This is a genomic window from Providencia sp. PROV080, from assembly GCF_033688105.1.
In the GTDB taxonomy this organism is placed as follows: Bacteria; Pseudomonadota; Gammaproteobacteria; order Enterobacterales; family Enterobacteriaceae; genus Providencia; species Providencia zhejiangensis.
The window spans coordinates 775228-796219 of record NZ_CP096346.1; the positions used below are offsets into that span (position 1 = coordinate 775228).

The following is a 20992-nucleotide window of genomic DNA, read 5'->3' on the forward strand; positions in this document are numbered from 1 at the left end:
CTGAGAATCGATGAGTGACTATAAAAATACCCTGAATCTACCAGAAACAGGGTTTCCAATGCGTGGCGATCTCGCTAAACGCGAACCACAAATGTTAGAACGTTGGTACAAAGAAGGTTTGTATCAAGCTATCCGTCAGGCAAAATTAGGTAAGAAAACGTTTATTTTGCATGATGGCCCTCCGTATGCTAACGGTAGTATTCATATTGGTCACTCAGTTAACAAAATTCTCAAAGACATTATTATTAAATCCAAAGGGTTGGCGGGATATGATTCCCCATACATCCCTGGTTGGGATTGCCATGGTTTACCTATTGAACATAAAGTTGAGCAAATAGTCGGTAAGCCAGGGGAAAAAGTTTCCGCCGCTGAATTTCGCGCACAATGCCGTCAATATGCGAAAGAGCAAATTGAAGGCCAAAAAGCTGACTTTATTCGCCTTGGTGTTTTGGGTGAGTGGGATAAGCCGTATCTGACGATGGACTTCAAAACAGAAGCAAACATTATCAGAGCCTTAGGGAAAACTATCGCGAATGGTCATCTAGTGAAAGGGGCAAAACCTGTTCACTGGTGTACAGCTTGTGGTTCTTCACTCGCCGAAGCAGAAGTGGAATACTATGATAAAACGTCACCCTCTATCTTTGTGCGCTTCCCTGCGATAGATAGTCATGCGGTGTACGAAAAATTCGGTGTGGCGGGCGATAAAACGCCAGCGTTAGTTATTTGGACAACAACGCCTTGGACGTTACCCGCGAACCGCGCTATCTCACTGAACCCTGAGTTTAAATACCAGTTGGTTGAAGCCAATGGCGAAGTAGTTATCCTTGCTGCTGATCTCGTTGAAGATGTCATGAAAACAGCGGGCATTGAGTCTTGGAAGGTGCTGGGTGAATGTGAAGGTAGTGCCCTTGAATTATTGCGCTTCCAGCATCCATTTATGGGCTTTGATGTTCCTGCTATCTTAGGTGATCACGTAACCTTAGATGCAGGTACAGGGGCAGTACATACTGCGCCGGGACATGGTCCTGAAGACTATGTCGTCGGTCAAAAATATGGTCTAGAAACGGCGAACCCAGTCGGTCCAGATGGTTGCTTCCTTGCGAACACATACCCAACATTAGATGGTGTGTTCATCTTCAAGGCTAACGATGTCATTGTTGAATTACTCAAAGAAAAAGGCGCATTGCTGTATAAGCAAGCAATTTCACATAGCTATCCATGCTGCTGGCGTCACAAAACGCCGGTTATTTTCCGTGCTACACCACAATGGTTTATTGGCATGGATAAAAACGGTTTACGTGAGCAATCATTAAAAGAGATTGATATCGTTCAGTGGATCCCTGGTTGGGGTCGTGCACGTATTGAAGCCATGGTTGAAAATCGCCCTGACTGGTGTATCTCTCGTCAGCGTACTTGGGGTACCCCGATGTCGCTGTTCGTGCATAAAGACACTGAAGAGTTACATCCTCGCACGTTGGAGTTGATGGAAGAAGTCGCTAAACGTGTTGAAGTGGATGGTATCCAAGCATGGTGGGATCTGGATCCAGCAGAACTATTAGGTGATGAAGCTGAAATCTACCGTAAAGTGCCAGACACATTAGACGTATGGTTTGACTCAGGGTCGACCCACTTTGCCGTTGTGGATGCGCGCCCAGAGTATCATGGTAACTCAGCCGACATGTACCTTGAAGGTTCAGACCAACATCGTGGCTGGTTTATGTCGTCATTAATGCTGTCAACAGCGATGAAAGGTAAAGCACCTTATCGTCAAGTACTGACGCATGGTTTTACTGTCGATGGTCAAGGCCGTAAGATGTCCAAATCTTTGGGCAATACGATCAGTCCACAGGATGTGATGAATAAACTGGGTGCGGATATTTTACGTTTATGGGTAGCATCAACAGATTACACTGGTGAAATTGCAGTGTCTGATGAAATCTTAAAACGTGCCGCTGATTCTTACCGCCGTATTCGTAACACCGCGCGCTTCTTACTTGCTAACTTAAATGGCTTTAATCCTGAAACGGATATGGTGAAGCCTGAAGAGATGGTGACGTTGGATAGATGGGCGGTGGGACGTGCGCTAGAAGCACAAAAAGAGATCACAAAAGCGTATGATGAATATGATTTCTTATCCGTCATTCAGCGTTTAATGCATTTCTGTTCTATCGAAATGGGCTCTTTCTATCTGGATATCATTAAAGATCGCCAATATACTGCGAAAAGTGACAGCTTAGCGCGTCGTAGCTGCCAAACTGCACTATTCCATATTGCGGAAGCGCTTGTTCGTTGGATTGCACCTGTGCTTTCTTTCACCGCGGATGAAATATGGAACGAATTGCCGGGTGAGCGTGCTAAGTTTGTATTAACTGAAGAATGGTATGATGCCTTGTTTGGCTTAGCGGCATCTGAAGAGATGAACGATGACTTCTGGGCTGAATTGCTCGCTGTTCGTGGTGAAGTGAACAAAGTTCTTGAACAAGCTCGTGCGGATAAACACATTGGTGGTTCGTTAGAAGCCTCTGTTGTCTTGTATGCAGATAAAGATCTAGCCGCTAAACTGAACAGTTTATCAGATGAATTACGCTTTGTTCTTTTGACCTCTCAAGCTTCCGTTGTTGATATTGCGTCAGCGCCAGCGGATGCACAGGCGTCTGAACTGAGTGGTTTAAAAATTGGCTTTAGCAAAGCTTCCGGTGAGAAATGTCCTCGCTGTTGGCATTATGCTAATGATGTAGGTTCCGTTGCGGATCACCCTGAACTGTGTGGTCGCTGTGTCACTAACGTAGCCGGAAACGGTGAAATACGTAAATTTGCATAATGAAGAAACCTATTTGTTCTACTGGATTGCGCTGGCTGTGGTTAACCGTTGTATTGATAGCATTGGATTTAGGCATCAAACAGTTAGTCTTGAAAGAGATGACGCTGTATGATGCGCATCCAGTCATGCCTTATCTCAATTTAATGTATGCACAGAACTTCGGTGCTGCATTTAGCTTTCTCGCTGATGAGGGCGGCTGGCAACGCTGGTTTTTTGCTGGGGTAGCCATCGCGATATCTATCATCCTAATGGTGATGATGTATCGCCAAAGTGCGCAAAAACGCTTAAGCAATATTGCGTATGCGCTAATTATTAGTGGAGCAATTGGTAATCTTAGTGACCGGTTGATGCACGGTTTCGTTGTCGATTATATTGATTTTTATATTGGTAATTGGCATTACCCAACATTCAACCTTGCAGATATTGCGATTTGTATTGGTGCTGCTTTAGTGATCTTAGAGGGTTTCTTACCGGATAAGGACAAAAAGAAAGCAAATTAACTGATATAATAACCCTCAGCCCGGTTTTGCCGGGCTGATTTTTATCATAGCAAAATAGGTTCGATTTATGTCTACTCAGGTACAACCGCACAGTGCCGTATTACTGCATTTCACCTTGAAATTAGAAGATGGTTCAACGGCGGATTCTTCACTTAGTCAGGGGAAACCTGCATTATTTAGTTTAGGTAATGGCTCGCTTTCTCCTGAGTTAGAAGCGCAGCTATTGGGGCTAAATGTCGGTGAGAAGAAAAGTTTTTCTTTGCCAGGAGATACCGTATTCGGTAAGCATAATCCTGATTTAATTCAATACTTTTCATTACGTGATTTCACTGAAACAGGGATACCTGAGATAGGGACTATTATGCTTTTTTCTGCAATGAATGGCAGTGAAATGCCAGGGGTAGTAAAATCAATAGAAGGTGAGTCAGTCACTATTGATTTTAATCACCCGTTAGCAGAGCAAGAAATCACTTTTGATATTGAAGTACTTGAAATTGACCCGCAATTGGAGAGTCAAAATGCAAATATTAATGGCTAACCCTCGTGGCTTTTGTGCAGGGGTAGACCGCGCAATCAGTATTGTAGAAAGAGCACTTGAGCTTTATGGTGCCCCTATTTATGTACGTCATGAAGTGGTTCATAACCGTTATGTGGTGGATGATCTACGTCAGCGCGGTGCTATTTTTATTGAAGAGATCTCTGAAGTACCCGATGGTTCTATCCTTATTTTTTCCGCTCACGGTGTTTCACAAGCGATCCGCCAAGAAGCACGTTCACGTGATTTAACGATGCTATTTGATGCTACCTGCCCATTGGTCACGAAAGTGCATATGGAAGTAGCGCGTGCGAGCCGAAAAGGCAAAGAAGCCATCTTGATTGGTCATGCAGGTCATCCTGAAGTTGAAGGTACCATGGGGCAGTATAACAACCCTGAAGGTGGAATGTACCTTGTTGAGTGCCCAGAAGATGTTTGGAAACTACAAGTGAAAGATGAAAACAACTTGTGTTTTATGACGCAAACAACGCTTTCTGTTGATGATACCTCAGATGTTATTGATGCTTTAACACAACGTTTTCCAAGTATTGTTGGACCACGTAAAGATGATATTTGCTATGCGACAACTAACCGACAAGAAGCCGCCCGTGAACTTGCCGAACGTGCTGACATTGTGCTGGTTGTTGGCTCGAAAAACTCATCGAACTCAAACCGCTTGGCAGAGTTAGCCTCTCGGATGAAAAAGCCGGCTTATCTAATTGATGGCGCAGAAGATATTAAAACTGAGTGGCTATCTGATAAAAATATTATCGGTTTAACAGCGGGAGCTTCGGCGCCGGATATTCTAGTTCGTCAGGTTATCGATAAGCTTCAAGAACTTGGTGCGAATGAGGTAGTGGAACTACAAGGCCGTGAAGAAAACATCGTGTTTGAAGTGCCTAAAGAGCTACGTGTTGAAGTCAAACAAATTAGCTAAGGCGAGTGACCTTAGCGACTAATAATACCTCTGATCTGCTGATTGAAAGCAGCTCAGAGGAAGGCATCGTTTTGGAGTCTTCAGTCGTGTCTAATAATACCGACCATTCAGTTAATGTACTCTCTGTTTTTGATTTCGATGGCACATTAACGTACCACGATAGTTTTATCCCATTTTTGAAGTTTGTTTTTGGCAAATACCGTTTTTCTCGCAAGATTATTAAATTAGTTTTACCGACTCTGCAATGCGCGAGAAGAAAGCTTACCCGTGATGAATTAAAAGAAGTGCTAATTAAAACCTTTCTGACTGGGGTTGATGAAAAATGGCTGAGAGAAAAAGCAGAGCAATTTTGTGAAATTTATTGGCCTAAATTAATGCGCCCTGAAGGGGTGTTAGGTGTTGCCGCTGAAGTAGAGAGCGGTGCTGAGGTGACGATTTGTTCTGCCTCCCCTTCTTTGGTGCTTAAACCTTTTGCCAGAAGACTGGGAATAAAACTGATTAGTACCGAACTTGAAATTGTCGATGGGAAATTAACCGGTAATCTTGTTGGACAAAACTGTCGTCGAGAACAAAAAGTTAAACGCTTAGAACAAGTGTATGGTGATTTAACCCAGTATCATTTACGCGCTTGGGGGGATACTCGTGGGGATTTTGAGTTACTGCAAGCGGCACAAGATGCGCATTGGCGTCATTTCCATAAAAAGCATTATCACTACAAGCACCGACAGGTAGTCGCGAAAGATTAATGGCACTACTTACCAGCCTATTGAGAAGTCATTTTCAACAGGCTGATAATTTTGCTTCAAAGTGATTACACTAGAGTTTCTTCTTTGGAAATAGCACACTGGCCATCACGCCTAACGCTAACACACCAAGCACAACCCATAAACTCATGTTTGTTGAAATGCTATAGCCATGCTGCCACAAGTGATCTGTTGCATTTAAGCCCAGTTTAATTGCGATAAAAAACAGCAGTATGACAACGGCTTTTTCGAGATAGACCAAATATTGTTTTAGTGCTTCAAGCACAAAATAGAGTGTACGTAGACCGAGTATGGCAAACATCATCGCGCTGTAAACAATTAATGGCTCACGGCTGACTGCAATAATTGCAGGCACAGAATCAAAGGCAAACATGACATCCGATAATTCAATAATCGCGACACACAACAGTAGTGGAGTCGCGTAATAGGTTGCTTTACTGTTTCTCCCTATCATGATGTCTTTATTTTCAGGTTTACTGAGCTCAGCATCGACCTCTTTTTGGGTGAGTAAAAAAGCATGCCCTTGAATTTTAGGCCATAAAGGAAAAAAGCGTTTAACCAAACGATAGGCAAGATGTTGGGAGTAATCTTCGATCTTCTCTTCCACTTTTTGATTTTTTAGCATCATTACAGCTGACCATGCAACAACGAGTGCAAAAATCATTTCAACATAAGGCCCTAAGCTGAGAAGTCCTGTACCGATGGCGACAAAAATACCTCGAAAGACCATTGCCCCGATAACTCCCCAGTACAAAATGCGATGTCGATAATGATCTGGTACCGAGAACCATGAAAAGATAGCCATCATTAAAAATAAGTTATCTATAGAAAGGACTTTTTCTAGTACGTAGCCGGTAATAAATAAACTAGCGGTTTCTGAGCCATGATGAAAATATAAGAATGCTGCAAAAGCCATCGCAATCAGAATCCAAAAAAGGGACCAGAAAATGGCATTTTTGAGTGTAATGGGGCGGTCGGAACGGTGCATGAATAAATCGATCGCAATCGCTGCGATGGCTAATATCACAAAGACCGTAACGGTTTCTGTGGGAAAGCCAATATGTGTGGAAACCATAATAATCCCTAAACAATGGTAATACTTAATAAGCTTAATCCTGTTATGACAAGATGCACAACCATTTTTCTATCTAGCTCACATTTTTAGCATGTCTTGCCGAAACAGGAGTGACAACTTTTTCTGATAATTTCTCGTTGTTATACGCTTTTGTTAATAATTCATGATTAGAACTAGCACAGTATCAAGAGGCTCGTTAAGCTATGTCACAATGATTTTTCAAATGACCATGCTGTGAGAAGATGCGATGGCTTATCGAGCCATACAATCACAGCGAAACGGCTAAAAAGGATATGAAATGACGCATTCGACGGTACGAGTTGCAATTGTTGGTGCAGGTGGGCGTATGGGACGCCAGCTGATTCAAGCTGCACAGAATCAAGAGGGGATACAGTTAGGTGCTGCAATTGAGCGAGAAGGTTCATCTTTGATTGGAACCGATGCGGGTGAACTCGCGGGAGTGGGTAAATTGGGTATCTCTGTTGTTGATAGCTTGGATAAAGTGGTCAATGATTTTGATGTTGTGATTGATTTCACTCGCCCTGAAGGAACATTGTGTTATTTGGCATTTTGTCGCACACATCAAAAAGCCATGGTAATAGGGACTACGGGGTTTGATGAACAGGGTAAACAAGCGATAGCAGATGCCGCTAAATCTATCCCTATTGTTTTTGCCGCAAACTTTAGTGTTGGGGTTAACTTAGTGCTGAAATTGCTAGAAAAAGCGGCGAAAGTGATGGGAGATTACACCGATATTGAAATTATAGAAGCGCATCATCGACACAAAGTTGATGCTCCTTCAGGGACTGCACTCGCAATGGGGGAATCGATCGCTACCGCACTGGGTAAAGACCTTAAGGATTGTGCTGTGTATACCCGAGAAGGCTATACAGGTGAACGTGAAGCAGGAACAATTGGTTTTGCGACCGTGCGTGCGGGAGATATTGTTGGAGAACATACTGCAATGTTTGCAGATATTGGCGAGCGTGTGGAGATTACTCACAAGGCATCCAGTCGAATGACTTTTGCTAATGGGGCAATTAGAGCTTCTGGGTGGGTAGTGTCTCAAAAATCAGGGTTATATAACATGAAAGATGTGCTTAACTTGGAAGATTTGTAGTTTTATATTGATATGTATTGATTGCAAATCATGATGTTATTGTTAGATATATTATGATTTGCAATCTATGATTCCATTTTATTTTATTTGTTAAATTTATCTCTGTTTTCCTACCTGAATTTCTGTCTTTTGTTTAAAAAATAAACTTTTATTATCTTTCTTTCAGTATTACCATAACTTATTCAGTTAATTTAGTTTGCAACCGTTTACGTTGTTATTATGGCTGCTGGTTTTAATGCTCATTCCAGTAAAAATCAGGCTGATAAGCAAAAAAGTAAGAAAAAAATGAAAAAAATGTGTTTTTTTCTAGACAAGACTCCATCTCATCATTAGAATGCGCGCAATTTGCCAAAAATTTGCTTAAAAACGCATTTTGGCATTGATTTAGATCCTCAAATCTGAATTAATATGCACTAATTGTGATTTATTATTCCCTGGAGGGTGTTTTGATTAAGTCAGCTATACTGGTTCTCGAAGACGGAACCGAATTCCACGGGCGCGCCATTGGTGCTGAAGGGGCCGCTGTTGGAGAAGTCGTTTTCAATACGTCAATGACCGGATATCAAGAAATAATTACCGACCCTTCCTATTCCCGCCAAATTGTTACTCTCACCTATCCCCATATTGGTAATGTCGGCACTAATGCCGATGACGAAGAATCCCCAGAAGTTCATGCACAAGGTTTGATAATTCGTGATCTGCCATTGGTTTACAGTAACTTTCGCGGTCAGGAAGGCCTATCAGAATACCTGAAACGTCATAATGTCGTTGCGATTGCCGATATTGATACGCGTAAACTGACACGTTTACTCAGAGAGAAAGGTGCTCAAAACGGCTGTATTATCGCGGGGGATAACCCTGATGCGGCACTGGCATTAGAAAAAGCTCGCGCATTTTCGGGTTTAAACGGTTTAGATTTAGCAAAAGAAGTCTGTACCAAAGAGGCTTACAGCTGGACTCAAGGCTCTTGGACGTTAAAAGACGGGCAACTCAGTGCAAAAAGTGAAGATGAGCTGCCATTGCATGTTGTTGCCTATGATTTCGGGGCTAAGCGTAATATTTTACGTATGCTAGTTGACCGCGGTTGTCGATTGACTGTCGTGCCAGCAACAACTCCAGCGGATGTTGTATTAGCGATGGATCCAGATGGTATTTTCTTATCAAATGGACCTGGTGACCCTGCGCCTTGTGATTATGCTATCAAAGCGATTCAAGATTTCTTAAACACAGAAATACCTGTTTTCGGTATCTGCTTAGGACATCAGTTACTGGCGCTTGCGAGCGGTGCAAGTACCATGAAAATGAAGTTTGGTCATCACGGTGCTAACCATCCTGTTAAAGATTTAGATCAGAATGTCGTGATGATCACGGCGCAAAACCACGGTTTTGCCGTTGATGAGTCAACATTACCCGATACATTACGCGTGACACACAAGTCATTGTTTGATGGCACTCTGCAAGGTATTCATCGTACAGATAAGCCTGCTTTCAGCTTCCAAGGGCACCCTGAAGCAAGTTCTGGTCCTCATGATGCGGCTAAATTGTTCGATCACTTCATTGAATTGATTCATGAATATCGCCAGAACCAACCTCGTCATAACGCAAAATAATCGGGAGCAGAAAAATGCCAAAACGTACAGATATAAAAAGTATTCTGATTCTAGGGGCTGGCCCGATTGTTATCGGCCAAGCATGTGAATTTGACTATTCAGGTGCACAAGCGTGTAAAGCACTACGCGAAGAAGGCTATCGCGTGATTTTAGTCAACTCAAACCCTGCCACCATCATGACTGACCCTGAAATGGCCGATGCAACCTATATTGAGCCGATTCATTGGGAAGTTGTGCGTAAGATCATCGAAAAGGAACGCCCTGATGCTGTCTTGCCTACTATGGGCGGGCAAACGGCGCTTAACTGTGCACTTGAGCTTGAGCGCAAAGGTGTATTAGAAGAGTTCGGTGTGACAATGATTGGTGCAACCGCGGACGCGATTGATAAGGCGGAAGATCGCCAACGTTTTGATAAGGCAATGAAAAAAATTGGCTTAGAGACGGCGCGTTCAGGTATCGCACACAATATGGAAGAAGCCTATGCAGTGGCTGAAGATGTCGGATTCCCTTGTATTATTCGTCCTTCATTTACGATGGGGGGAACCGGTGGAGGGATTGCCTACAACCGTGAAGAATTCGAAGAAATCTGTACGCGTGGTCTTGATCTCTCACCAACCAATGAGCTACTCATTGATGAATCGCTGATTGGCTGGAAAGAGTACGAAATGGAAGTTGTACGTGATAAAAATGATAACTGCATTATTGTTTGTTCGATTGAAAACTTTGATGCAATGGGGATCCATACCGGTGACTCAATTACCGTTGCACCAGCACAGACGCTAACGGATAAAGAATACCAAATCATGCGTGATGCATCGATGGCAGTGTTGCGTGAAATTGGTGTTGAAACAGGGGGATCTAACGTTCAGTTCTCTGTCAATCCCAAAAATGGTCGCTTGATTGTTATTGAAATGAACCCTCGTGTGTCACGTTCTTCTGCATTGGCTTCTAAGGCGACAGGTTTTCCTATCGCGAAAATCGCAGCCAAACTTGCGGTTGGCTATACTCTCGATGAACTCATGAATGATATTACTGGTGGCCGTACACCGGCATCATTCGAACCTTCTATTGACTATGTTGTGACAAAAATACCTCGCTTTAATTTTGAAAAATTTGCGGGTACCAATGACCGTCTGACAACGCAGATGAAATCAGTCGGTGAGGTCATGGCAATTGGACGCACATTCCAAGAGTCTATGCAAAAAGCGTTGCGTGGCCTTGAAGTCGGTGCGACGGGCTTTGATCCCAAAGTCAGTCAAGATGACCCAGAAGCGTTAACACGTATTCGTCGTGAACTGAAAGACGCCGGCGCTGAGCGTATTTGGTATATTGCAGATGCCTTCCGCGCAGGTCTTTCTGTTGATGGGATCTTTAATTTAACCAATATCGACCGCTGGTTCTTAGTCCAAATCGAAGAGTTGGTTCGCTTAGAAGAACAAGTCACCGAACAAGGCGTGAATGGGCTGAATAAAGACTTTTTACGTGTGCTTAAACGTAAAGGTTTTGCGGATGCTCGACTAGCGAAACTGGTTGGTGTCTCTGAAGCAGAATTACGCAAATTACGCCAAGGTTATGGCCTACATCCTGTTTATAAGCGTGTGGATACCTGTGCGGCTGAGTTTGCGACCGACACAGCTTATATGTACTCCACGTATGAAGATGAGTGTGAATCGAACCCGAACACAGATAAGCCAAAAGTGATGGTGCTGGGGGGCGGTCCAAATAGGATTGGTCAAGGGATTGAGTTCGACTACTGCTGTGTTCATGCTTCATTAGCACTGCGTGAAGATGGTTATGAAACCATTATGGTTAACTGTAATCCGGAAACTGTTTCAACGGACTACGATACGTCAGACCGCTTGTATTTTGAGCCTGTCACATTAGAAGATGTGCTGGAAATTGTCCGTATTGAACAGCCTAAAGGGGTGATTGTTCAGTATGGTGGACAAACGCCACTCAAACTGGCTCGTGCGTTAGAAGCGGCTGGTGTCCCTGTAATTGGAACAAGTCCAGACGCGATTGACCGAGCAGAAGACCGTGAACGTTTCCAGCAAGCCGTTAACCGTTTGAATCTGAAACAGCCGCAAAATGCGACCGTTGTGACGATCGAACAAGCAATTGAAAAAGCAGCAGGTATCGGTTATCCGCTGGTGGTACGCCCATCTTATGTCCTCGGTGGTCGTGCAATGGAAATTGTTTATGATGAATCGGATTTACGTCGTTACTTCCAAACGGCGGTTAGCGTTTCTAACGATGCACCTGTGTTACTTGACCGTTTCCTTGATGATGCGGTCGAAGTCGATGTCGATGCAATTTGTGATGGCGAAACCGTTTTGATTGGCGGCATCATGGAGCATATCGAACAAGCGGGTGTTCACTCTGGTGATTCCGCATGTTCACTACCTGCTTATACGTTAAGTCAAGAAATTCAAGATGTGATGCGTGAGCAAGTACGCAGCCTAGCCTTTGAATTGCGTGTTCGTGGTTTGATGAACGTACAGTTTGCAGTCAAAAATAACGAAGTCTATCTAATAGAAGTTAACCCTCGTGCTGCTCGAACCGTACCGTTTGTATCTAAAGCGACGGGCGTTCCTTTGGCAAAAGTGGCTGCTCGTGTCATGGTTGGACAATCACTCACAGAGCAAGGTGTGACTAAAGAGATTATTCCTCCTTACTATTCAGTGAAAGAAGTGGTTTTACCTTTCAATAAATTCCAAGGCGTGGATCCTATTTTAGGGCCAGAGATGCGTTCAACGGGTGAAGTCATGGGGGTTGGTCGTACATTTGCGGAAGCCTTTGCTAAAGCGATGTTAGGCAGTAACTCAACGATGAAAAAATCAGGTCGCGCATTGTTATCCGTTCGTGAAGGTGACAAAACTCGCGTGGTGGATTTAGCCGCTAAATTGCTGAAGCATGGTTTTGAGCTCGATGCAACTCACGGTACAGCGATTGTATTAGGGGAAGCGGGCATTAATCCACGCTTGGTAAATAAAGTACATGAAGGTCGCCCACATATTCAAGACCGTATCAAAAATGGCGAATATGATTATATTGTTAACACCACGGCTGGCCGACAAGCGATTGAAGATTCTAAATTAATCCGTCGTAGCGCATTACAATATAAAGTGCATTATGACACAACGTTAAACGGTGGTTTTGCAACAACCATGTCGTTAAGTGCTGACCCTACAGAGAAAGTTATCTCAGTTCAGGAAATGCACGCGTTGATTAAATAAGACGAATCAACTTAGTTTAAAGCCCTGTACTTGAAGTGACAGGGCTTTTTTGTTGTTGGTATAACGTTATTGTGTCGCGTTTCTGTGCTTTAATATTTTGTATTCAATATCTTTTATCCATGAAAGCTTGAGATCATGGAATTGTTGGTCAGCGGCATAGAGCGCAGCGCCTCGTAGCGATAACTCTCGTAGGTCATTTTGTGGGATATTAGCGACACTCATTTCTCGGTTATATTGGCGAAATGATTCTATTTTATTATCACAATAGCCCAGTGCGGCCTCGGCGATTTGGTTGGCAGGTTGATTGTAGTGACTTGCGATCGTAAAAGCGTATTGGTCAATGCAAGCTTTCGCTTCTTCTGCTTTCTCATACCCTGGCGTGCTTGGTTCTCCCGTCTCTAGAGTATTTGCGAATACCAGCGTAGAAGGTAGTAAAAGCAATCCTATCAATATTGCTTTCAGGCTCATTAATTTCACCATTATTATTCAATGTGGGTCATTTGGCAGAAATTATAATCAGTGCGTTTGTGAAGATAAAGAGAATCCCAAATACACCAACAGATAAAATTATTTTCAAAAAAGATTGACTCTCACGTTACGTGAGGCACTAACCTGCACATCCATCACAGGAGGATTGATATGCTATTTCAAGTGGGTGAAATTGCACAAAAAACTGGGCTAACCATTCGCACGCTTCATCATTATGAAGAAATAGGATTATTAGTTCCAACTGCGAGAACCGATGCGGGTTATCGACTCTATAACGTACAGTGTCTCGAACGTTTGACGCAAATTCAAATGTTAAGGCAGGTGGGCGTTAAACTTAAAGACATCGGTGAGATCTTAGATGGCCAGAGTGGGGATATGGCGCAAATGCTTCAGGAGCGTATTTGCTCTCTTTCTGAACAAATAAAACAGGCAGAGAAGTTACGCTATCGACTAGAGCAACTGCAATTACAAATGCGGACAGGTAATGTGCTCACTCAGGCTGATTGGTTTTCTATTTTGGAGATGATGTCTATGTACGACAAATATTTTACACCGAAAGAGTTAGAACAAATGCCTCTGTATACGGATCAGACGCTAAAAAATCAAGCGTGGCAGCAACGTGTAGCAACCGTTAAAAGCCTTATGCAAGAAGGTGTTGCCGTTGATTCTGAACAAGTACGCCAAATATCAGCAGAGTGGATGGTTGCCCTAGAACGTGATACTGGGGGTAACCCTGAGTTTTTTGCAAGATTGAATAAAATTCATTTATCCGATAATGAATTTGCAGCGTCATCCGGTATTACTGAAGAGATGATTGACTATGTCGCGAAAGGCTTTAGTGAGCATCAGTTGGCTATTTTTAAACCTTATCTGACAGCATCACAATTTGCTTTTGTGAAAGAACATTATTTCGAATCAGGAAAAGTATGGCCTGAGCTGATCGCTGGACTATATACTGCGAAACACGCAGGAATATCGCCAGAATCGCCAGAAGTACAGGCATTGGCACAAACATGGCTAACGATGTTTAACCAATTTACGGGAGGAGATCCTGAACTACAGGAGAAAATTCGTCAAATCTATCGAGAAAATCCGGTTATTTCACAGGGAACTTGGATGACTCCTGAAATTGGTCAGTACCTATTTGAGGCTTTAACCCGTTCTTTTACTCAAGCATAACCCTCTTATTATTTACCGCCTCATGATGAGGCGGTTTTTTTGATTATTCGGACTTATTATTCAGGGCCTTACGATGTTTCCAATACATCATAATTGACCCAATGAGCCCGCCAACCAACAAAAACACAGGGAGGATCATGAGGGCACTGAGAACGATCTGCTCATGTTGTTTCACAAAAGGGATCTGATTCAGTACATAGCCTAATGTCACAATAATACCAACCCAGAGCAATCCACTTAGCCAATTAAAGAGTTGAAAACGTCGATGGCTTAACTCAGATAACCCTGCTAATACAGGTAATAATGTGCGCACGAAAGCTAAAAATCGGCCAATCAGCAAAGCATAAAGCCCTTGTTTATGAAACATATGGTTGGCTTTATGGTGATATTCTTGAGGGATTTGCGATAACCAACGTTTGACAACGTTTGTTTCACTCAACCATCGCCCTTGAAGAAAACCGAGCCAGCAACCGAGGCTTGCCGCTGTTGTGAGCAGTAAAACAGTTGGAATAAAGTGCAGTACACCCTTTGCGATGAGGGCGCCCGAAAGAATTAACAGGGTGTCACCGGGTAAAAAAGCGGCAGGGAGTACCCCATTTTCTAATACAATGACAACGAAGAGAACGGTATAAATAACCCAAAGTACTTCTGGATTGGAGAGTTTAAGGAAATCGTGATGCCAGAGTGCCAGTACGATTTCGCGTAGTACTTCCATAATAGTTCCTGTCTATCTGCGAAAAAGCGAATTCTTTTCTATATTACAGGAAAAAAACGTAGTCAGTTTGATTTGTTTACTAAATTAAGCAGATTAGTGGATAAATAACCGCGTTGAATATGCACACTTTCATGTAGAAATAAGCATCATGAAAGTGTGAAAAATAGTTATTGGCTACGTTCAAACGCTTTTTTTAGGTCTTCAATTAAATCTTGAGGATGCTCAAGGCCAACATGAATACGGAACAATGTTCCTTCATTGAAATTGACATCATATTGGCGCATACCGAGTAAATCTTCTTTTTGATATCCGAGAATCAGTGATTCATAGCCACCCCACGAATAACCCATCTTAAAATGGTTAAGATGATTCAAAAAGCTCTCGAACTGTTCTTGAGATAAACGTGATTTTAATTGAAAAGAGAATAAGCCATTACTTCCATTAAAATCACGTACAAAAAAGGTGTGTCCAGGACAAGAAGGCAGAGCAGGATGGAAAACACGATCAACTTCTGGCTGTTGTTCTAGCCACTGAGCGATAGCGAGACCATTTGCCTCATGTTGTTTTAGCCGAGTGGCTAATGTATGTAAGCCCCGACCCGCCATATACACCGTATCAGGGTCAGCAGTTTGCCCGAGTAAATAGGAGTTTTCACGTAAGGTATCGATACAGCGTTCATTGGCAACCGCAACACCTAACATGCCATCAGAATGGCCATTGATGTATTTAGTGGCGGATTGTATTGAGATATCGATGCCTAACAAAAGCGGTTTCAGTAATACGCCAGCAGCCCAAGTATTATCAATCATAATAATAATATCCGATGATTTCTGGCGAACTGCGTTCACGATAGCGGGAAGATCATGGATTTCCATCGTAATAGAGCTTGGCGCTTCGAGAAAAACAATGCGTGTATTAGGGCGAATGAGTTCAGCGATATTCGCCCCGATCATAGGGTCGAAATAGTCTGTATCAACATTGAATTTAGTGAGGATCTTATCACAAAAGTTTTGTGTTGGATCATAAGCAGAACCCGTCACTAGTATGTGATCGCCTGAGGAGATAAAGGATAAGATCGCATTGTTGATCGCCGCGGCACCAGAAGGATACAACACGGCACCTGCACCACATTCTAGCTCAGTCATAGCTTCTTGGAAGGCAAAGTGAGTTTGTGTGCCTCGACGACCATAGAAAAGCACCGATTTTGCCCTATTGCGCGTCGCGTGCTGCTTTTCTTCAAGTGTATTGAAGATGACGGAGGAAGTACGCTGAATAATAGGGTTAACCCCTTTTTGCGTATAAGTCGGATTTCTGCCTAGATGCACGAGTTGTGTTTCAGGTCTAATCTTTGCCATATTGAGTCCTTTAACTTGTACTGAGCGATAGGAAACTAAAAAGATTCATTGAACTTAAATGATTTTGTTGAAGATGTACAAGCGTAAAGACTGAATCGGATTTTTTTTCATGTCAGTGCGTAATAGTCTTGTTCTTATTAAGGGCTTTTTTGTGAAAGGACAAAGAATACGAAAAAAATATTGAATAGTAATGATAATTACTATCAATTCGCGCTGTGTTTGATATTATCTGCACCGTCTTTTGAAAAAAGAGAACAATTGGGCGAGTGAATTTCGCTTTTATAGGTTAGTCGGTGAGCGTGAAATCATCGGCACGAATTTATTAATAGAACACAGAAAAAGAGAGTATAAGGCCAACTGATGCGTAAACTAACAGCTTCTATTCTATTGGCGATAGGCCTGATGGGAACAGCAAGTGCTGAAACCACACCAGCAACAACCCCAACGTCTGCCCAAACGACACCAGCCGCTGCGGCGCCTGCGACAACGAATCCATCGTCTTCAACGCCAGCAAATAATGCACCGGAAACACAAAATCCAGCTACGGCAGAAAATACAACAACACCGACCGTGAGTGAAAGTGTTGAAATTACTACGGATAACCAAGGTGGTTTTGATAAAGACTTATCAGTTTGGGGAATGTACCAAAACGCCGATAATGTTGTGAAAACCGTTATGATTGGTTTGGTATTAGCGTCAGTTATCACATGGGCGTTATTCTTTTCCAAAGGAATAGAACTGCTGGCGGCACGTCGTCGTTTAAAAGCTGAAGTAAAACAGTTAAGAGAAGTGAAATCTTTAGATGAAGCAATGAGTGTTGCTAAAGACTTTAAGTCGAACAGCGTAACACTTTTCCTGCTTAAGCAAGCGGTTCTAGAAAGAACATTGTCAGCTCAAAGCACGGATCTCGCTGGAATTAAGGAGCGCACAGGGTTCCGCCTTGAGCGTTCTATTGCGGCGGTTAGCCGCCATATGGGACGCGGGAATGGTTATTTAGCAACAATAGGGGCCATCTCACCCTTTGTTGGACTGTTTGGTACTGTTTGGGGGATCATGAACAGCTTCATTGGTATCGCTCACTCACAAACCACTAACCTCGCTGTTGTTGCTCCAGGGATTGCAGAAGCACTATTAGCGACAGCAATCGGTTTGATCGCCGCAATTCCAGCGGTTGTTATTTATAACATTTTCGCCAGAATGATTAATAACTACCGTGGCCAAGTTGGTGATGTAGCTGCACAAGCTGCTCTACTCTTAGGCCGCGATCTGGATCTGGCAAATAGCAAAGCAAGGTAACGATTATGGCAATGCGTTTAGGTGACGAACAAGACGATAGTGGTGAAATGCACGAGATTAACGTAACACCATTTATTGATGTTATGTTAGTCCTGCTGATTATCTTCATGGTTGCTGCACCACTAGCAACAGTAGATATCAAAGTTGACTTGCCTGCTTCGACAGCGAAACCGCAACCACGCCCAGAGAAACCGGTATTCCTCACGGTAAAAGCGGATAGCCAACTATTTATTGGTGACCAAGCTGTTAGCAAAGAGCAATTAGCATCATCACTTGATATCGCAACGAATGCGAATAAAGAAACCACGATCTTCTTCCAAGCGGATAAAAGTGTTGATTATGAAACGATGATGGATGTGATGAATGCATTACGTCAGTCAGGGTATCTGAAAATTGGTTTAGTTGGGATGGAAGCCGCATCTCCTAAATAATCAATGAGTAGGCATCCTTCAAAATGCAATGAACTGAGATTGCTAACAAAGCGGGAAAACGTGATTTTCCCGCTTTGTGCTATCAAGCGAACACCATAAACTGATTTTCATTATGCGTAATGGTCATTTTTGACGTGCTGCTTGCATCTGACAGGGTTATTAACCCGTTGGCAGCGCTATCAGTATGATGTTTTTATCATATCAGCTATCACATGACGGTTAAGCTTAAAGCTCACAACGAGTCCTTATCCAACATCACGATACTCACCCACTGCTTGTTATCTTAGCAACTACCAATCCTATTTACCTACCGTATAAGAAATAAGGTGAAGGAGGAATGGTAATAAGGCTCTGTTAGAGCCTTATTTATACACTGGATAGTTAATTCGTTGCCTCATGTAAATGAGCAATAATGAGATCCGCAATTTTTGGATTGAGTAGAGGGGGCGTTTCATGACCCATACCCTCAATAATGACTAGTTTTGCATTAGCAATATTATTAGCAATATCTTGGCCAGCAGCTAACGGAAATAGCGGATCAATAGAGCCATGAATAACTAAAGTTGGTGTGTCAATGTGCTGAATATAAGGTCGCAGATCGCCAGTTACAGCAACCGCGACAATTTGGCGTTTAGTGCCTTCAGGTGAATAGTTGCGTTTCAGAGCCTGTAGCAAATAGTCACGGTAATAGTTTTCATCGAATGGGCAGATCGAGGAACTGACCCGCTGGAAAAATGCCAGTTGCCCAGATAAATAAGCGTCTAAATTTTCTTGAGGGTTGGCACTTGGGCTAATGAGCATCTGCATGACATCAGGCTCACTTTGTGGGAGTTCTGGGTTACCTGTTGATGACATAATTGCGCAGAGGGATAATGTACGTTCAGGGTATTTAGCCGCAACCAGTTGCGCGATCATTCCTCCCATTGAGCGTCCAATAATATGCGCTTTATTAATAGATAACTTATTGAGTAATTGGACAATATCCTCAGCCATATCTAGCAAAGTATAAGGAATAGCAAATTGTTCCTTATTTTGCATTTTTTCAATGAGTGCGCCGAGATTAATAGAGGGAAAGTTATCCAAATGGGGGGATAAACCGGCATCTCGATTATCAATACGCAAGATATAAAAACCCGCATCGGCAACTTGCTGGCAAAAGTCATCCGTCCAGCTAATATTATGCCCCCCTAAACCAGGAATTAGTACGACAGCAGGGTTTTTGGGAATGCCAAATGAATCATAAAAAAGTACTGTTTCAGCGTTTGTTATCATTTTATTTCCAATTTTGTGAATTTTGTACTGCTTATGCCGTAATTTCACTGAAAATACTAGCCATAATAATGAGTAAAGATTATCAAGAATTAAAGGTAAACTCTATCGTAGTCACCTTTTAAATCAGGATAATATCTTTAGTTAATGGCCTTTTTGACGATGTGAGTTAGCAATATCAAAAGGACGCTGACGAATAACAATGCAGAAACAATAAGATTTGTATCTAAGCTATTTAATAGAACAACGACACCGCCTAAAGCAGAACCTAGTGCAATACCCACATTAAAAAATGAAATGTATAAGGAACCTGTAATTTCGATAGGGTGAAACTATGCACTATCATCCATGTCATTAAGGTGGCGGAAACACCACCATAAGCAACACCCCATATGATCACTGTTGCTCCTCCAGACTTAAAATATTACACGAAATTACAAATATATTGGGTCAAGGGCAGCAGCGACCAAAAGGGTTACTAAGGTCGACAGTACCTGTTGCATTCGGAAAATGTTTTATGATGCCAATAGTGCGATGTTATTTAGAACGATGGGCAGAAGTGGAGGTCGATATCGATTTTAATGATGACAATCGTTTAGTTAGAAAAGTACTCGCTCCGCATCGTCTGATAACTTGTGCTAAACCTCATTACATACAAGAACATGGTATGCCAGAGGACTTACAACCATTAAATACCATAACTGACTAATTTTTCGACATAAGGGATATAACGTTCCATGGCAATTTAAAATTAATTCAAATTTACAATCATATATGCCTAAAGGTCGTTTGGTTTTAAATGATACTGAGGCCATTTTATCTGCCTTGATTGAGGGACAGGGTATTTGCCAACTAGGGGCTTTTCTTGCCAGTGAGGAGATTAAAAAAGGGCGTTTGCTTCCTGCTCTAAACGAATTTTGCAAACCTGAATCCCCTATTTGTGCGTTATACCCCACAAAGCGCTATCTGCCTCCCAAAGTTAGCCAGTTCTTATCATTATTTGACGAGTATTGGCAAGGTAGAGCGATTTGGGAGTGATAGAGGAGCAAAAAACTAAGCTATTTTTTCTGTTAACACGCATAACGTATTGCGAGTAACGATTAGTTTTTTGAATTAATACTCCGGCTTTATAACAAGTTAAATATTGAGATGAGTGTCTTTTTTTGTGTATTAAATCTCATTTTTTGGTTCGATTTTTCACTAAGTGATTATTAAAAATAAACTATATCTTTATTATGAGGTTATTTAGCTTTGTTTAAATTTAAGTGATAACACTTAAGTTTTTATTATTGGCTGATTATTAGTCTTTATGGCAATATTGTAACCTTATGTTTTTTATGACTAAAAAAAATCTACTCTTATTGTTTTTGATATTCACTATATTTATCCATGACAAGTGTTATCAAGTAGAATAAGTAATAAAATAAATTAGATTAATATTTGTGCACATGATGATATATGGATAAATAAATCTAACAATTAAATTTAAAACTATTATCTATATAAGAAGAGTTAATTGAATAATTAGCTTTGTAACATTTTCAAGAAATGGATAATTATGTAAATTATTTTTAAAAATATATGTTTATTTTTTTATTTTGAAATTAATTTATATAACCTATTGATTTAAATATCAAAAATATGACCTCCACAAAATTTA

Annotated in this window: 18 protein-coding genes; 13 read left to right on the forward strand and 5 right to left on the reverse strand. The window is 42.0% G+C overall.

Annotated features, from left to right (window positions below):
• Positions 1-10: 10 nt before the first annotated feature.
• The 5 genes from ileS (at position 11) to M1F03_RS03335 (ending at position 5539) form a co-directional block, all read left to right on the forward strand.
• A complete protein-coding gene (gene ileS, locus M1F03_RS03315; RefSeq protein WP_154622428.1) occupies positions 11-2821 on the forward strand; it encodes an isoleucine--tRNA ligase in 2811 nt (936 codons plus the stop codon).
• Complete coding sequence (gene lspA, locus M1F03_RS03320) at positions 2821-3321, forward strand: signal peptidase II (protein WP_154622427.1); 501 nt, start codon at positions 2821-2823, stop codon at positions 3319-3321. Before ileS ends, lspA begins: the two co-directional genes overlap by 1 nt.
• 67 nt (positions 3322-3388) lie before the next feature.
• Complete coding sequence (fkpB, locus tag M1F03_RS03325; protein ID WP_154622426.1) at positions 3389-3859, forward strand: FKBP-type peptidyl-prolyl cis-trans isomerase; 471 nt, start codon at positions 3389-3391, stop codon at positions 3857-3859.
• Positions 3840-4793, forward strand: a complete 954-nt coding sequence (gene ispH, locus M1F03_RS03330) for a 4-hydroxy-3-methylbut-2-enyl diphosphate reductase (protein ID WP_154622425.1) — start codon at positions 3840-3842, stop codon at positions 4791-4793. The genes fkpB and ispH overlap by 20 nt, the downstream gene beginning before the upstream one ends.
• Positions 4794-4879: 86 nt before the next feature.
• Entirely contained in the window at positions 4880-5539 is a 660-nt protein-coding gene (locus M1F03_RS03335; protein WP_247046870.1) for an HAD family hydrolase, read from the forward strand.
• Between the two features lie 70 nt (positions 5540-5609).
• Here M1F03_RS03335 and M1F03_RS03340 read toward each other — a convergent pair whose 3' ends face one another.
• A complete protein-coding gene (locus M1F03_RS03340; protein ID WP_251465092.1) occupies positions 5610-6632 on the reverse strand; it encodes a TerC/Alx family metal homeostasis membrane protein in 1023 nt (340 codons plus the stop codon).
• 298 nt (positions 6633-6930) lie between these two features.
• On the opposite strand from M1F03_RS03340, the gene dapB reads away from it, so the two are divergent.
• The 3 genes from dapB to carB all read left to right on the forward strand — a co-directional run bounded on the left by dapB (position 6931) and on the right by carB (position 12598).
• Entirely contained in the window at positions 6931-7752 is an 822-nt protein-coding gene (dapB, locus tag M1F03_RS03345; RefSeq protein WP_154622423.1) for a 4-hydroxy-tetrahydrodipicolinate reductase, read from the forward strand.
• Positions 7753-8198: 446 nt separating this feature from the next.
• Positions 8199-9362 carry a glutamine-hydrolyzing carbamoyl-phosphate synthase small subunit gene (carA, locus tag M1F03_RS03350; RefSeq protein WP_154622422.1) on the forward strand — a complete coding sequence of 388 codons (1164 nt, stop codon included), beginning with the start codon at positions 8199-8201 and terminating at the stop codon, positions 9360-9362.
• A 14-nt stretch (positions 9363-9376) separates the two neighbouring features.
• Positions 9377-12598 carry a carbamoyl-phosphate synthase large subunit gene (gene carB / locus M1F03_RS03355; RefSeq protein WP_154622421.1) on the forward strand — a complete coding sequence of 1074 codons (3222 nt, stop codon included), beginning with the start codon at positions 9377-9379 and terminating at the stop codon, positions 12596-12598.
• A gap of 66 nt (positions 12599-12664) precedes the next feature.
• Here the strand turns inward: carB and M1F03_RS03360 are convergent, their stop codons facing one another.
• Positions 12665-13066 (reverse strand): hypothetical protein, encoded by a 402-nt coding sequence (locus M1F03_RS03360; RefSeq protein WP_154622420.1) that lies wholly within the window; start codon positions 13064-13066, stop codon positions 12665-12667.
• Positions 13067-13237: 171 nt separating this feature from the next.
• On the opposite strand from M1F03_RS03360, the gene M1F03_RS03365 reads away from it, so the two are divergent.
• Positions 13238-14266 carry a MerR family transcriptional regulator gene (locus tag M1F03_RS03365; protein WP_154622419.1) on the forward strand — a complete coding sequence of 343 codons (1029 nt, stop codon included), beginning with the start codon at positions 13238-13240 and terminating at the stop codon, positions 14264-14266.
• 43 nt (positions 14267-14309) lie between these two features.
• Here M1F03_RS03365 and M1F03_RS03370 read toward each other — a convergent pair whose 3' ends face one another.
• Positions 14310-14981 carry a DedA family protein gene (locus tag M1F03_RS03370; protein ID WP_318840080.1) on the reverse strand — a complete coding sequence of 224 codons (672 nt, stop codon included), beginning with the start codon at positions 14979-14981 and terminating at the stop codon, positions 14310-14312.
• A 167-nt stretch (positions 14982-15148) separates the two neighbouring features.
• Positions 15149-16336 carry a cystathionine beta-lyase gene (gene metC, locus M1F03_RS03375; RefSeq protein WP_154622417.1) on the reverse strand — a complete coding sequence of 396 codons (1188 nt, stop codon included), beginning with the start codon at positions 16334-16336 and terminating at the stop codon, positions 15149-15151.
• 360 nt (positions 16337-16696) lie between these two features.
• On the opposite strand from metC, the gene exbB reads away from it, so the two are divergent.
• Together exbB and exbD are read left to right on the forward strand one after the other, a co-directional pair.
• Complete coding sequence (gene exbB / locus M1F03_RS03380; protein WP_154622416.1) at positions 16697-17632, forward strand: tonB-system energizer ExbB; 936 nt, start codon at positions 16697-16699, stop codon at positions 17630-17632.
• A 5-nt stretch (positions 17633-17637) separates the two neighbouring features.
• The gene (exbD, locus tag M1F03_RS03385) at positions 17638-18063 is read left to right on the forward strand and encodes a TonB system transport protein ExbD (RefSeq protein ID WP_154622415.1); all 426 of its coding nucleotides are present in this window, start codon (positions 17638-17640) and stop codon (positions 18061-18063) included.
• 381 nt (positions 18064-18444) lie between these two features.
• Here the strand turns inward: exbD and M1F03_RS03390 are convergent, their stop codons facing one another.
• Positions 18445-19335: an alpha/beta fold hydrolase gene (locus M1F03_RS03390; protein ID WP_163860695.1), complete on the reverse strand. Its 891-nt coding sequence runs from the start codon at positions 19333-19335 to the stop codon at positions 18445-18447.
• A 514-nt stretch (positions 19336-19849) separates the two neighbouring features.
• Between M1F03_RS03390 and M1F03_RS03395 the strand changes: the two genes are divergently transcribed.
• Positions 19850-20041 carry a hypothetical protein gene (locus tag M1F03_RS03395; protein WP_163860696.1) on the forward strand — a complete coding sequence of 64 codons (192 nt, stop codon included), beginning with the start codon at positions 19850-19852 and terminating at the stop codon, positions 20039-20041.
• Between the two features lie 41 nt (positions 20042-20082).
• Positions 20083-20370 (forward strand): LysR substrate-binding domain-containing protein, encoded by a 288-nt coding sequence (locus tag M1F03_RS03400; protein ID WP_336432972.1) that lies wholly within the window; start codon positions 20083-20085, stop codon positions 20368-20370.
• Positions 20371-20992: the final 622 nt, after the last annotated feature.